This is a genomic window from Actinokineospora auranticolor, assembly GCF_002934265.1.
In the GTDB taxonomy this organism is placed as follows: domain Bacteria; phylum Actinomycetota; class Actinomycetes; order Mycobacteriales; family Pseudonocardiaceae; genus Actinokineospora; species Actinokineospora auranticolor.
Window position 1 is genome coordinate 53,397 of record NZ_PTIX01000027.1, and the last position, 14,153, is coordinate 67,549.

General features: G+C 72.4%; 11 protein-coding genes. 4 read left to right on the top strand and 7 right to left on the bottom strand.

What is annotated here, in order from left to right:
• The first annotated feature begins 144 nt into the window (after window positions 1–144).
• Window positions 145–1,104: an ATP-binding cassette domain-containing protein gene (locus CLV40_RS31570; protein WP_104482671.1), complete on the top strand. Its 960-nt coding sequence runs from the start codon at window positions 145–147 to the stop codon at window positions 1,102–1,104.
• Window positions 1,101–1,904 (top strand): ABC transporter permease, encoded by an 804-nt coding sequence (locus CLV40_RS31575; RefSeq protein WP_104482672.1) that lies wholly within the window; start codon window positions 1,101–1,103, stop codon window positions 1,902–1,904. The genes CLV40_RS31570 and CLV40_RS31575 overlap by 4 nt, the downstream gene beginning before the upstream one ends.
• A 64-nt stretch (window positions 1,905–1,968) precedes the next feature.
• Here the strand turns inward: CLV40_RS31575 and CLV40_RS31580 are convergent, their stop codons facing one another.
• Both CLV40_RS31580 and CLV40_RS31585 read right to left on the bottom strand, forming a co-directional pair.
• Entirely contained in the window at window positions 1,969–5,142 is a 3,174-nt protein-coding gene (locus CLV40_RS31580; RefSeq protein ID WP_146108319.1) for an AfsR/SARP family transcriptional regulator, read from the bottom strand.
• Window positions 5,143–5,306: 164 nt separating this feature from the next.
• On the bottom strand, window positions 5,307–7,871 hold the full coding sequence (locus CLV40_RS31585) for an ATP-dependent Clp protease ATP-binding subunit (RefSeq protein WP_104482674.1): 2,565 nt from the start codon (window positions 7,869–7,871) through the stop codon (window positions 5,307–5,309).
• A gap of 385 nt (window positions 7,872–8,256) precedes the next feature.
• On the opposite strand from CLV40_RS31585, the gene CLV40_RS31590 reads away from it, so the two are divergent.
• Window positions 8,257–9,114: a (2Fe-2S)-binding protein gene (locus CLV40_RS31590; RefSeq protein ID WP_104482675.1), complete on the top strand. Its 858-nt coding sequence runs from the start codon at window positions 8,257–8,259 to the stop codon at window positions 9,112–9,114.
• A gap of 323 nt (window positions 9,115–9,437) precedes the next feature.
• Here CLV40_RS31590 and CLV40_RS31595 read toward each other — a convergent pair whose 3' ends face one another.
• Window positions 9,438–9,785, bottom strand: coding sequence for a histone-like nucleoid-structuring protein Lsr2 (locus CLV40_RS31595; protein WP_104482676.1), 348 nt, complete (start codon window positions 9,783–9,785; stop codon window positions 9,438–9,440).
• Between the two features lie 382 nt (window positions 9,786–10,167).
• On the opposite strand from CLV40_RS31595, the gene CLV40_RS31600 reads away from it, so the two are divergent.
• On the top strand, window positions 10,168–10,935 hold the full coding sequence (locus CLV40_RS31600) for a class I SAM-dependent methyltransferase (protein ID WP_104482677.1): 768 nt from the start codon (window positions 10,168–10,170) through the stop codon (window positions 10,933–10,935).
• A gap of 81 nt (window positions 10,936–11,016) precedes the next feature.
• Here CLV40_RS31600 and CLV40_RS31605 read toward each other — a convergent pair whose 3' ends face one another.
• From CLV40_RS31605 to CLV40_RS31620, 4 genes are read right to left on the bottom strand one after another with little or no spacing between them, the layout of a single operon-like run.
• Window positions 11,017–11,793 carry a type III pantothenate kinase gene (locus CLV40_RS31605; protein ID WP_104482678.1) on the bottom strand — a complete coding sequence of 259 codons (777 nt, stop codon included), beginning with the start codon at window positions 11,791–11,793 and terminating at the stop codon, window positions 11,017–11,019.
• A 7-nt stretch (window positions 11,794–11,800) separates the two neighbouring features.
• Complete coding sequence (panD, locus tag CLV40_RS31610) at window positions 11,801–12,280, bottom strand: aspartate 1-decarboxylase (protein ID WP_104482679.1); 480 nt, start codon at window positions 12,278–12,280, stop codon at window positions 11,801–11,803.
• A gap of 10 nt (window positions 12,281–12,290) precedes the next feature.
• Window positions 12,291–13,178 (bottom strand): pantoate--beta-alanine ligase, encoded by an 888-nt coding sequence (panC, locus tag CLV40_RS31615; protein WP_104482680.1) that lies wholly within the window; start codon window positions 13,176–13,178, stop codon window positions 12,291–12,293.
• Window positions 13,175–14,068, bottom strand: coding sequence for a Rossmann-like and DUF2520 domain-containing protein (locus tag CLV40_RS31620; RefSeq protein ID WP_104482681.1), 894 nt, complete (start codon window positions 14,066–14,068; stop codon window positions 13,175–13,177). The genes panC and CLV40_RS31620 overlap by 4 nt, the downstream gene beginning before the upstream one ends.
• Between the last annotated feature and the right edge of the window lie 85 nt (window positions 14,069–14,153).

Genomic DNA, 14,153 nt, shown 5'->3' on the forward strand with positions numbered 1-14,153 from the left:
CATCGGCCATGGTCACAGGATGCCTGACATCGCTGTCGGCCGTCGGGCAACGCCTGTCAACCGCCGTCCGGGGCTGACAGCGGGCTGTGCTGGTGCTGACAGCGCGCCGCGCGAACCTCGGTACCGAACAAGGAGGGGGCGAAGATGTCCTACGCAATCGAGGCCGAGGGGCTGGTCAAGCGCTTCGGATCCACGGTCGCCCTGAACGGGGTCGACCTCGCCGTCCCGACCGGCAAGGTGCTGGGGGTCCTCGGACCCAACGGGGCGGGCAAGACCACGGCCGTGCGGGTGCTGGCCACCCTGCTGCGCGCCGACGAGGGGTGGGCGCGCGTCGGGGGGTACGACGTGGCCACCCAGCAGAACTCCGTGCGCAGCCTGATCGGGCTCACCGGCCAGTACGCGTCGATCGACGAGGACCTGTCCGGCACCGAGAACCTGGTGCTGCTGGGCAAGCTGCTCGGCCTGTCCAAGGCGAACGCCAAGGCGCGGGCCGCCGAGCTGCTGGCGAAGTTCGAGCTGACCGACGCCGCGGGCCGGGCCATCAAGACCTACTCCGGCGGCATGCGCCGCCGCGCGGACCTCGCGGCCAGCCTGGTCGGCAGGCCCGACGTGCTGTACTTGGACGAGCCGACCACCGGCCTCGACCCGCACAGCCGCAACGAGGTGTGGTCCACGGTGCGCGGCCTGGTCGACGACGGCGTGACCGTGCTGCTGACCACCCAGTACCTCGAAGAGGCCGACCAGCTGGCCGACCTGATCACCGTGATCGACCACGGCAAGGTCATCGCCTCGGGCTCCCCGCACGAGCTCAAGCGCCGCACCGGCGGCCAGAGCCTGCAGGTCCGGCCCACCGTGGCCGCCGACACCGCCGCGGTCGCCACCATCCTGCGCGACCTGACCGGCACCGAGCCGCAGGTCGACGCGGACGCGGGCCTGCTGTCCACCGCCGTGGACAACCCGCTGCTGCTCTCCGCGCTGGTGCGCAAGCTCGACGAGGCGGGCATCACCGCCGACGAGCTCGGTCTGCGCCTGCCCAGCCTCGACGAGGTGTTCCTGTCCCTCACCGGGCGCACCACCCCGATCCCCGAAGGGAGCCCGGCATGACCGCCGCCGTCCTGCCCCGGCCAACGGCCACCGTCGGCCTTTCCGAGACCCTGCGCCACAGCTTCGCGCTCGCGGGCCGCGCGGTCACCAAGGTCCGCAAGAACCCCGAGTCGCTGCTGGACGTCACGCTCCAGCCGATCATCTTCCTGGTGCTGTTCGTCTACCTCTTCGGCGGCGCCGTCGGCGGCAGCACCGACGCCTACCTGCAGGTGCTGCTGCCCGGCCTGATGGTGCAGAACATCGTCTTCGCCAGCCTCGGCACCGGCATGGCGCTCAACACCGACATCACCAAGGGCATGTTCGACCGGTTCCGCAGCATGCCGATCGCCCGGTCGGCGCCGCTGATCGGCGCGGTGCTCGGCGACATCGTGCGGTTCGTGGTCACGCTGACCGTGCTGTTCGTGTTCGCCACGATCATGGGCTTCCGGGTGCAGACCGACCCGGGCCGCTTCCTGATCGCGGTCGTGCTGCTGATCGCCTTCGGCCTGTGCCTGTGCTGGGTGTCGGTCTGGGTGGGCATGCTGGTCAAGAGCCCGCAGGCGGTGCCCGGCACGCTGGTGGCCTTCATGTTCCCGCTGACCTTCGGCAGCAACGCCTTCGTGCCCGCCGACACCCTGCCGGGCTGGCTCAAGGCCTGGGTCGACATCAACCCGGTCACCCACCTCACCGACGCGGGCCGCGGCCTGCTGCTCGGCGGCGAGTGGGTCGGCTCCGCGGCCATCGCGTTCGCGTGGGCGATCGGCATCGCCGCGGTGTTCCTGCCGCTGGCCCTGCGCGGCTACCGCAAGCGCCTCGGCTGACCCACCTCCAGGGGGAGCCGACGGCCCCGTCCACCCGCACCGGGTGGACGGGGCCGTCGGCGTCTCAGCGCCCCAGGACCCGCTTGAGCTCCTCGAACGCGGCGGCCTGCCCCAGCGCCAAGCCGGACTCGTAGCCCGCGACCCGGCCGTCGACCCCGAGCACCTCGTCCAGTTTGGCGCGCAGCTCGGCCAGCTCCGGGCTGCCCAGGTCGGGCTCGCCGCGCACGGCGGCGGCGACCCCGAGCATCCGGGCGGCGGCGACCGCGTCGCCCCGGCCCGCCAGGACCAGCGCGGCCACCTCGCCGATGGCCCCGAAGTGCGGCATGTCCGGGATGTCGGCCAGCCCGTCGAGCGCCTCGCCCATCGCGGCGAAGGCGGCGTCGTGGTCGCCCGCCGCCTGGGCCAGCTGGGCGCGGACGGTGCCGAACATCGACTGCCAGTGCCCGTTGTGCCCGGGCGCGTCGCGCAGCCACCGGTCGGCGACGGCGAAGTGCTCGCGCGCGGCGGCCAGGTTGCCGCGCAGCCGCTCGGCGGTCGCCAGCCAGGCCAGCAGCAGCGCCTGGGTCTCCTCGCTGCCGCGCTCGCGGGCCAGCGCCAGCGCGGACTCCAGGGTCCGCACCGCCAGGTCCACGTCACCCGCGCGGCCCTGCTGGATCGCCAGCCTGCCCATCAACCCCGGCAGCTCGTCGGCCGCGCCCAGCTCCGCGACCAGCCGCACCGCCTCCTCGGTGGCCGCGACCGCGCCGGTCAGGTCGCCCCGCAGCGCCCGCCGCTCGGACACCTGGCCGATCGCCATCGCCTGGCCCCAGCGGTCGCCCAGCTCGCGGAACAGCACCAGCGCCAGCTCGGCGTCGGCCTCCGCCTCGGCCAGGTCGCCCTGGTTCTCCAGGAGGAACGCGCTGCCCAGCCGGGCCAGCCCGCGCACCCACGGGTCCGGGTGCTCGGCGCTGCGCCGCAGCCCGGCCAGCGCCTCGTCGACCGCGCCGCTGAACGCGGCCAGCATCGGCTCCAGCATCGCCATGATCGGGTAGTGCGCGATGGCGTCGGTGTCGACCAGCTCCTTGCGCACCTCCCGGATGACCTCGCGGTCCGGCAGGCCGCCCCCGGCGTGCGCGAACACGGCCAGCGCGCGCAGGGCGGCCCGGGCGTGCGCGGGGGCCGGGCCTGCGACCTCGACCACCTCGGCGATCATGTTCATGGCCTCGCGGTGGCTGCCGCTGACCATCCAGAACCAGCCGGAGCTGACCGCGAGCCGGTGCGCGACGTCCGCGTCGCGCGCGGCGATGGCGTAGCGCAGGGCGGCGAGCAGGTTCTCGTGGTCGGCCAGCAGCCGGGCCAGCCACCGCACCTGCTCCGCGCCGCGCAGGTACGGCTCGGCCTCGGCCAGCAGGTCGAGGAAGTACGCGCAGTAGCCCGCCCGCACCCGGTCGCCGTCGCCGTACTCGGTCAGCCGCTCGGCCGCGTAGGCGCGGACGGTCTCCAGCATCCGGTACCGGACCCGGCCGTCGCGGCCCTCGTCGGCCACCACGATCGACTTCTCCACCAGCGTGGCCAGCACGTAGACCACGTCCTCGGCGGGCAGCGACTCGCCGTCCTCGGCGGCCACCGCGGTGATCGCGGCCAGGTCGGCGGGGGCCGGGAACACCGACAGTCGGGTGGCCACCAGCCGCTCCGGCTTCTCCAGCAGGTCCCAGCTCCACTCGACCACCGCGCGCAGCGTGCGGTGCCGGGGCAGGGCGGTGCGGTTGCCGCCGGTGAGCAGCCGGAAGCGGTCGTCGAGCCGCTCGGCGACCTGGCCGACGGTCATCGACCGCAGCCGGGCGGCGGCCAGCTCCAGGGCCAGCGGCAGCCCGTCGAGCCTGCGGCAGATCTCGCCGACGGCACCCGCGTTGGCGGCGTCGACCTCGAAGCCGGGGCTGGCCGAGCGGGCCCGGTCGGTGAACAGCCGCACCGCGTCCGCGGCGGCGACCTCGCCCGCCTCGGCGTTCTCCGCGGGCAGGCCGAGCGGGCCCAGCGGGTAGACGACCTCGCCGGTGATGGCCAGCGGCTCGCGGCTGGTGGCCAGCACCCGCAGCCGGGGGCAGCCCGCGAGCAGCAGGTCGGCGAGCAGGGCGGCGGCGGTGATCAGGTGCTCGCAGTTGTCCAGCACCAGCACGCCGCGCTGGCCGCCCAGCACCTCCACCAGCCGGTCGACGCCGGTGCTGGGCCGCGGCCCGGTGGCGGTGTGGTTCTCCATCAGCCGGATCTCGCGGACGCCGAGCGCGGACAGCGTCGCGACCGGCACGTCCTCGGCGGAGCGCACACCGGCCAGCTCGACGAACCAGGTGACCTCGTCGAGCCCGGCCACGACCTCGCGCGACAGCCGGGTCTTGCCCGCGCCACCCGGGCCGACCAGGGTGACCAGCCGGGCCTCCCCGAGGCTGCGGGTCACCTCGCGCAGCTCGGCGTGGCGGCCGACGAAGCTGGTCAGCGCGGCGTTCACGGCCCGGCGCGGGGCCGGTGCGGGCTCGATGTCGCCGCGCAGCACGGCGAGGTGCAGGTCGCGGAGTTCGGGGGACGGCTCGACGCCGAGCTGGTCGTCGAGCACCTGGCGGACGCGCTCGTACGCGGCGAGCGCGTCGGCCTGCCTGCCCGCGAGAAACAGCGCGCGCACGAGCAGCGCGGACAGCCGCTCCCGCAGCGGGTGCTCGGCGACCAGGGTGCGCAGCTCGGGGATGACCTCGACGTGCCTGCCCGCGCGGACGTCGGACTCCAGCAGGTCCTCGACGGCGGCGGCCTTGAGCTCGGCCAGGCGGTCGATGGCGGCGGCCGCGAACGGGGCGTCCTCGGTGCCCGACAGCGGCGGCCCCTGCCAGAGCGCGAGCGCCGCGCGCAGCGTCTTGGCGGCCTCGGGGAAGCGGCCGTCCCGCAGCGCGGCGCGGCCCTCGGCGGCGAGGCGTTCGAAGCGGTGCGCGTCGACGTCGTCGGGGTCGAGGACCAGCCGGTAGCCGGCGGGGTGGGACTGGATGAGTCCATCGGTCTGCACCGCGCGGCGCAGGCGGGAGACCAGGGACTGCAACGCGTTGGTGGCGTCGGCGGGCGGCTCGGTGCCCCAGAGCCCATCGATCAGCGCGGGCGCGGGGACGACCCGGTCGGCGTGCAGGGCGAGGAGGGTGAGCAGCATGCGGAGCCGGGTGCCGCCCAGCGCGACCGCCGCCCCGGCACCGTGGTCGAGACGCAGCGGTCCGAGTATCGCCACCTGCACACGCCACAGCTTTCCAGACGTGGCTACCGGATTGGCCGCTGGCACGGGACGCGTCCGCCCGACTTGGGTAGGTGGTACCCGCTAGGGCGGATTGTTCCCGGGAAACGGAGGCGGCCTCCCCGCGAACGGGGAGGCCGCCTCCGGTGTCGTCGTACTGCTTACTCGCCCGCGGCCTCGGGGGCGTCGTTCGCGTCCGAGCCACCGGAGGCCGACAGCTCGACCGGGAGGGAGTCGGGGACGCGGGTGGGCTTGGGCTCGCCGCGGAAGACGAAGTGCGCCTTGTCCGCGCTCGCCTCCTCGCCGTCCCAACCCTCGACGTCGGTGATGATGATCTGGCCCGGCTCGATCTCGCCGAACAGGATCTTCTCCGAGAGCTGGTCCTCGATCTCGCGCTGGATCGTGCGGCGCAGCGGGCGGGCGCCCAGCACCGGGTCGAACCCGCGCTTGGCCAGCAACTTCTTGGCCTTGTCGGTCAGCTCGAGGGCCATGTCCTTGTTCTTCAGCTGCGTCTCGACGCGGGCGATCATCAGGTCCACCATCGAGATGATCTGCTGCTCGTTGAGCTGGTGGAAGACGATGATGTCGTCGATGCGGTTGAGGAACTCGGGGCGGAAGTGCTTCTTCAGCTCGTCGTTGACCTTGTTCTTCATCCGCTCGTAGTTCGAGCTGGTGTCCGAACCGCTGGTGAAGCCCAGGCCCACGGCCTTCGAGATGTCCTGGGTGCCCAGGTTCGAGGTGAAGATGATCACGGTGTTCTTGAAGTCCACCGTGCGGCCCTGGCCATCGGTCAGGCGGCCGTCCTCCAGCACCTGCAGGAGGGTGTTGTAGACCTCCTGGTGCGCCTTCTCGATCTCGTCGAAGAGCACGACCGAGAACGGCTTGCGCCGCACCTTCTCGGTCAGCTGGCCGCCCTCCTCGTAGCCCACGTACCCGGGAGGGGCGCCGAAGAGCCGCGAGGCGGTGTAGCGGTCGTGGAACTCGCCCATGTCGATCTGGATGAGGGCGTCGTCCTCGCCGAACAGGAACTGCGCCAGCGCCTTGGACAGCTCGGTCTTACCGACACCGGACGGGCCGGCGAAGATGAACGAGCCGGAGGGGCGCTTCGGGTCCTTGAGGCCCGCGCGGGTGCGGCGGATCGCCTGGGACACGGCCTTGACCGCGTCCTCCTGGCCGATGATCCGCTTGTGCAGCTCGTCCTCCATGCGCAGCAGGCGGGAGGTCTCCTCCTCGGTGAGCTTGAAGACCGGGATGCCGGTCCAGTTCGCCAGCACCTCGGCGATCTGCTCGTCGTCGACCTCGGCGATGACGTCGAGGTCGCCGTCCTTCCACTGCTTCTCCCGCTCGGCCTTCTGCGAGAGCAGCTGCTTCTCGTTGTCGCGCAGCTTGGCGGCCCGCTCGAAGTCCTGCGCGTCTATCGCGGACTCCTTCTCGCGGCGCACGTCCGCGATCTTCTCGTCGAACTCGCGCAGGTCCGGCGGCGCGGTCATCCGGCGGATGCGCATCCGCGCGCCCGCCTCGTCGATGAGGTCGATCGCCTTGTCCGGCAGGTACCGGTCGTTGATGTAGCGGTCGGCCAGGGTGGCGGCGGCGACCAGGGCGGCGTCGGTGATCGTGACGCGGTGGTGCGCCTCGTACCGGTCGCGCAGGCCCTTGAGGATCTCGATGGTGTGCTCGAGCGACGGCTCGCCCACCTGGATCGGCTGGAAGCGGCGCTCGAGCGCCGGGTCCTTCTCGACGTACTTGCGGTACTCGTCGAGGGTGGTCGCGCCGATGGTCTGCAGCTCGCCGCGGGCCAGCATCGGCTTGAGGATGGAGGCCGCGTCGATCGCGCCCTCGGCCGCGCCCGCGCCGACGAGGGTGTGGATCTCGTCGATGAACAGGATGATGTCGCCGCGGGTCTTGATCTCCTTGAGCACCTTCTTCAGGCGCTCCTCGAAGTCACCGCGGTAGCGCGAACCGGCCACCAGGGAGCCCAGGTCGAGCGTGTAGAGCTGCTTGTCCTTGAGGGTCTCGGGCACCTCGCCCTTGACGACCATCTGGGCCAGGCCCTCGACGACCGCGGTCTTGCCGACGCCGGGCTCGCCGATCAGGACCGGGTTGTTCTTGGTGCGGCGGGACAGCACCTGCATGACCCGCTCGATCTCCTTGGTCCGGCCGATGACCGGGTCCAGCTTGCCCTCGCGGGCGGACGCGGTCAGGTTGCGGCCGAACTGGTCGAGCACCAGCGAGGAGGACGGGGTGCCCTCGCCGCGCCCGCCTTCGGAGGACTCCTTGCCGGGCTGGTTGGTGTAGCCCGACAGCAGCTGGAGCACCTGCTGGCGCACGCGGTTGAGGTCGGCGCCGAGCTTGACCAGCACCTGCGCGGCCACGCCCTCGCCCTCGCGGATCAGCCCGAGCAGGATGTGCTCCGTGCCGATGTAGTTGTGGCCGAGCTGCAGCGCCTCGCGCAGCGACAGCTCCAGGACCTTCTTCGCCCTCGGGGTGAAGGGGATGTGGCCGCTCGGCGCGTGCTGGCCCTGGCCGATGATCTCCTCGACCTGCTGCCGCACGCCCTCGAGCGCGATCCCCAGCGACTCGAGCGCCTTGGCCGCGACACCCTCACCCTCGTGGATCAAGCCCAGGAGGATGTGCTCGGTGCCGATGTAGTTGTGGTTAAGCATCCTGGCCTCTTCTTGGGCCAGGACGACCACCCGCCTCGCGCGGTCGGTGAACCTCTCGAACATTCGCACTCCCTGACTGCTGCGCCGGCGGCCCTTGTCCACGTCCGTCCCGTGGAGTCAGCACCGTGGGACCACTGTAGTAGGCCCGACTCGTGCGTTCAGTGCCACTTCTCAGCCCATCCCGCCCGCGCCCGGCTGCCCAAGGCGGTCTTTCGCCCATCCCAACGTGCGACTACCCGGCCGGATTCCACAAGACACGGCATGTCCGCTGAGCGCGAACACAGCCACTCATAAGTGTGGGCTTTTCGGCCTGGACCTCACCGGCGGACGACCTGCACACTCGGTAAGGTTAGGCAAGCCTCACCACAACGGGTGGCTGCGGATGGTCGTGGAAGGAGGCCGCCGTGCGGAGCACAGTGTGCCTCCGTTCGCGGGACGGCGGGGCGGTATGACCGCCGGTTACCGCGTCGCGGCCCCGGGCACGGGCCGCCGGGGCCTCCTCGCGGATTCACTCGCCCGGGTCAACCACCGGCAGGCCCGCGCCGAACTGCGCTACGGCCTGCCCGCCGACCGCGACCGCTGGACCGGCTGCGCCGACCTGCTCGCCACGCCCGAGGAGTTCGACCGGTGGCGCGCCGGCCTGGCCGACTGGCTGGTCGACCGGTACGCCGATTCGCCCGATCGGACCACCGCGGGCTACGTGATGACCTGGTACCTCTGGGTCCCCGGCTACGTGGCCGCGACGCTGTTCCACCACGAGCGCCGGGTGCCGTCGCTGCGCCCGGCCGACCTCGCGTTCCGGTTCTCGCGGCCGCGACCGCACCCGGACGCCATCGCCGTGCTGTCCCCGCGCTTCGCCTGCCTGCCCGACGACCCGGCGGCGGGCACACCGGAGGCGACCGTGGTCGCCGACGAGCGCGCGCTGGCCGCCGTGCTGCGCGGGCGCTTCGCCGCGCACGCCGCCCGGTTCGTCGAGGCGTACCAACCCCGGGTGCGGCTGGGCAAGCGGATGCTGTGGGCCGCGGCCACCGACGTGCTGGACAGCTCCCTGTGGCAGGCGGGCCGCTACGGCGGCGACGAGGGCGCGGGCGTGCTCGACGCGGCACTCGTGCTGGGCCCGGGCAGCACACCGTTCACCTCGGCCTCGACGCTGCGGCCGGTGCCGGGCGAGCACGGCCCGACCACGTGGACCCGGCGGCGGGAGAGCTGCTGCTTCCACTACCTGCTGGCCCAGGGTCAGGGCGCCTGCGAGACCTGCCCGCGGCTGGGCCGCCGACCGGAGCACCCCGGCGCCGAGTGCCGCTGACGGCTCCCGGACCCCGGTCCGCTTGCCCGTGAAAGCCGCGCGAACTCCGCGACCGTCGGTTCCGACGGAGCGTGCCCACAAAGGAAACGGCGCCACCCGCGCCGCACCACGAATCACTGCCCGAACGCCACTCGACCCAAGATCCGGTTACCCGACGTATTGCTTCATTCACCCGGTGAAAGCATCGCGGTAGGCCAGATGTGAATAACGGGAACGCCTGACGAATTCACTCCGACACGGCCCGGATGACCCATTAACAAATGATCACCGACAACGCAAGAGGCTGCCGACCCCTCCTCCGGCAGCCCCTTAAGCGCGTCCTGTCATGCCTGCTGGTTGTAAGCGTCGAGAACCTCGGAAGGGATTCGCCCACGATCGGAGACCTTCATGCCCTGCTTGCGGGCCCACTCGCGAATCGCCTGGTTCTGCTCGCGGTCGGCGGTGGCCGTGCGGGGCGGCCTACCAGGGGTGGCCTTGCCCAACTGGCGCTTGCGCCCGCCGGAACGGCGGGCGTGCTCGACGAAGTCGGCGAAGATGTCGCGCAACTTCTCCGCATTGTCGACGGACAGATCGATCTGGTACGACGCGCCGTCGAGCCCGAACTCCACGGTCTCCCCAGCCTCGGTACCGTCAAGGTCGTCGACCAGCGACACCGTGACCTTCTGCACCATATGCGCCTCCTCCTGCGATGAATGTGCCCTGCTGCCTGCTCGGTGCCGTCCCATTGGGCTATGCGGCCACTTGGAGAAATGCCGCCGAGGGCCAGGCTAGCGCAAATCCAGGCGATTGCGTTAGTGCCCGATACCCGAACGGGTCATTCGAGCCGGGTGAGATCCCCGAGCGCGATGCCCACCCGGGTGCGCGTCATCAACGAGCCATCAATGCCCATTACCACGGGAGCCGCCGTCGGCATTCTCCGACCGGCCGTTGTACGGAAAGCGCAGTTCGCCGGGTGAAACCCCGGCGACATCCCGCCACGGGCCGCCCACCTGCGCCGATCGGTCCACCCGCCTCGCCGCAGTTCACCTTCTCCTCACCCGATACGGTTGAAACATGCAGGAACCGGAGTTGTTCGCCAGGCGGGCCCGTTCTTTCGGGAGCAACGCCGTGGCCTATGCGCGACACCGCCCGGGATACGCCGAGGACGCCGTCGAATGGGTCATCGGGGACCGGGCCCGGGTGCTGGACCTGGCGGCGGGTACCGGCAAGCTCACCGAGACCCTGCTGGCCTTCGGACTGGAGGTCAGCGCGGTGGAGCCGGACGACGGCATGCGCGCCGAGCTGTCCCGGCTGCTGCCGGACGTGGCCGCGCTGGCGGGCACCGCGGAGCAGATCCCGTTCCCGGACGCGTCCTTCGACGCGGTGGTCACCGGCCAGGCCTTCCACTGGTTCAACAACCCGGGAGCGCTCGCCGAGATCGTCCGCGTGCTGCGCCCCGGCGGGGTGTTCGGCGCGCTGTGGAACTACGACGACCAGAGCGTGGAGTGGGTGGCCGAGATGGTGCGGCTCAGCCGCACCAGCGCCAACAGCGAGCAGGACCGGCAGGTCGTGGACAACCTGGACCACGCGCACAAGCCCAGACACGAAGCACTGACCGAACCGGAGGAGCACCGCTTCCCGCACGCGCAGCGGCGCACCGTCGAGTCGATGTTGTCGACCCTGGGCACGCAGTCGAGCATGCTGGTGATCGATGGGGCCGAGCGCGCCAAGCTGGTCGACCAGCTGCGCACCTACCTGTGGTCGCGCCCGGAGACTTCGCAGGGCGAGTTCGACCGGCCCCTCGTCTGCGTCGCGGTCCGCGCTTACAAGCGCGGTGCTTGATTCCTCCCACCACCCACCCCCTCATCCCCACCCGGCACCGTTCCCGGCTCGGCGGGTAACCGCGCACCCGGGAGCGGTGCGCTAGCGGGAGTTCCGCTCGAAGACCAACCGCAGGCCGAGCAGGGTGAGGTCGGGGCGGTGGTGGTCGATGGTCTCGGCCTCGTCCACCACCAGCGGCGCCAACCCGCCGGTCGCGATGACCGTGACCTGGCCTTCGTGGCCGGCGCGGGCCAGTTCGCGGGTGATCCGCCGGACCACGCCGTCGACCTGACCGGCGAAGCCGTACATGATGCCCGACTGCAGGCACTCCACGGTGTTCTTGCCGATCACCGACCGCGGCCGCACCATCTCCACCTTGCGCAGCGCGGCGGCCCGCGCGGCCAGCGCGTCGACGGAGATCTCGATCCCCGGCATGAACACCCCGCCGAGGAACTCGCCCTTGGCGGAGATCACGTCGACGTTGGTGGACGTGCCGAAGTCGACCACCACGCAGGCCGTGCTGTGCAGGTGGTGGGCGGCCAGGGTGTTGATGATCCGGTCCGCGCCCACCTCCTTCGGGTTGTCCACCAGCAGCGGCACCCCGGTGCGCACCCCCGGTTCGACGACCACCCGGTGCACCTTGGGGTAGTAGCGCGACAGCATCGCCCGCAGTTCGCGCAGCACCGCGGGCACGGTCGAGAGCGCCGCGACCCCATCGATGGCGTCGGCGTGCGCGCCGAGCAGGCCGCGCGTGGTCAGCGCCAGTTCGTCGGCGGTGACCCGGGCGTCGGTGCGCATCCGCCAGTCGTGCCGCAGCTCGTCGCCGTCGAACAGGCCGAGGGCGATGTTGGTGTTGCCGACGTCGATGGTGAGCAGCACGGCCGGGTCAGCTCGCGCCCTCGTGCGCGAGCAGCGCGTCCAGCTTGGCCGCGTCCACCGTCTCGGCGGCGGGCTCGGCGGTGACCGCGCCGCTGAGCAGGCCCGAGTCGGCGGGCGCGTGCCCGGCGTCGGCGCCCAGGTGCGCGATCCGGTTGTCGGCGTCGACGAAGACCACCCGGGGCTGGTGCGCGGCGGCCTCGGCGGCGTCCATCAGGCCGTAGGCGATGAGGATGACGACGTCGCCGGGGTGCACCAGGTGCGCGGCGGCGCCGTTGATGCCGATCACGCCGCTGCCGCGCTCGCCCTCGATGACGTAGGTCTCCAGGCGCGCGCCGTTGGTGACGTCGACGATCGCCACCTGCTCGCCCGCCAGCAGGTCGGCGGCCTCCATCAACACCGGGTCCACGGTGACCGAGCCGACGTAGTGCAGGTCGGCCTGGGTGACGGTGGCGCGGTGGATCTTCGACTTGAGCATGGTGCGGAACAAGGCGGACTCCTTAACCGTGCTGCCCGAGCTCGGGGGTGCCGAGGAGCAGCGGGACGTTGTCGATGAGCCGGGTGGCGCCGATGTGCGCGGCCACGAGCAACCTCGCCTCGCCCCGGTCGGGGGTGGGGCCGAGGTCCGGGCCCCGCAGGGCCAGGTAGTCCACGTCGAGTTCGGGGGTGCCGTCGAGCACGTCCTGGGCGGCGGCGAGCACCGCGCCCGCGCCGCCGTGCCCCGCGTGCGCGCCCGCGGCCAGCGCAGCGGAGAGCGCGACGGCGGCGGTGCGCTGGTCGGGGTCGAGGTAGGCGTTGCGGGAGGACTTGGCGAGGCCGTCCTGCTCGCGGACCGTCGGCACCCCGACGACCTGGGTGTCCATGTCGAGGTCGCGGACCATCTTCTTGATCAGGACGAGCTGCTGGAAGTCCTTCTCGCCGAAGAGCGCGTAGTCGGGGCGGACGATGTTGAGCAGCTTGGCGACCACGGTCAGCACACCCGCGAAGTGACCGGGCCTGCTCGCGCCCTCCAACTCGTCGCCCAGCGGTCCGGGGTGGACGGTGACCTGCGAACCCGGCGGGTACAGGGCCTCGCGGTCGGGGGTGAGCACCAGCTCGACGCGCTCGGCCTCGCAGACCGCCAGGTCGGCGTCCAGCGGGCGTGGGTAGCGCTCGAAGTCCTCGCCCGGGCCGAACTGGAGCGGGTTGACGAAGATCGACGCCACCAGCACGGTGTTCGGGATCCGCCGGGCCCGGCTGAGCAGCTCGCGGTGGCCGTCGTGCAGCGCGCCCATGGTCGGCACGAAGGCGATCTTGCGGCCGGTCGCGCGCAGCGCCCGGGTGACCTTGCCCAGCTCCGCCGGGGAGGTGTGGGTGTGCAGCTTGCCGATGGTGAAGCTGGGCGTCATGGGGTCTCTCCCTCGATGGCCGCGGCCACGTCCGGGGCGCGGTCGGCGCGCAGCAGCCCGGCGTCGACCGCGCGGGTCACGGTGCGGGCGGCCAGCGCGCGGTAGGCGGGCAACTTCTCGGGGGCGTGCTCGGCGAGCACCTCGACGTGCCGGGCCACGGTGCCCGCGTCGCCGCGGGCGACGGGCCCGGTGAGCGCGCGGTCGCCGTGCCGCAGCGCGTTGTCGAGCGCGGCGGACAGCAGGGGGCCGAGCAGCCGCTGCGGGGTCGCGACGCCCGCGTCGCGCAGCAGGTCGACGCACTCGCCGACCAGCGTGACCAGGTGGTTCGCGCCGTGCGCGAGGGCGGTGTGGTAGAGCGGGCGGGCCGCGGGCGGCACCCGGACCGGCTCCGCGCCCATCTCCACGACCAGCGCCTCGGCGACGTTCCAGGCGACCTCGTCGCCGTCGGCGGCGGTGATGCCGAAGGCGCAGGCGGCGATCCGCTGGAGGTCCTCGGGGCGGCCGGTGAAGGTCATCACGGGGTGCAGCGCGAGGCCGAGCGCGCCGTGCTCGGCGGCGGGGGCCAGCACCTCGACGCCGTGCGCGCCGCAGGTGTGCACCACGATCTGGCCCGCGCGCAGCGCACCGGCGGCGGCCAGGCCGCGCACCATGCCGGGCAGCGCGTCGTCGGGTACGGCCAGCAGCACCAGGTCGGCGCGGGCGGCGACCTCGTCGGGGGGCAGCACGGCGGCGCCGGGCAGCAGTTCCTCGGCGCGGCGCAGGGACTCGCGGGAGACCGCGGACACGGCGGTGATCACGTGCCCGGCCCTGGCCAGCGCCGCGCCGAGCACGGCACCCACCCGACCGGCGGACACCACGCCGACGGACAGCCGCGCGGGCTTCGGACACATGGCGAGCAGACTCCCTAGCCTCGTTCCAGTCCCGCATCGGCGCGGGTACCGGACGACCCACCGAGGGTATCGGCAGCCGTGACAG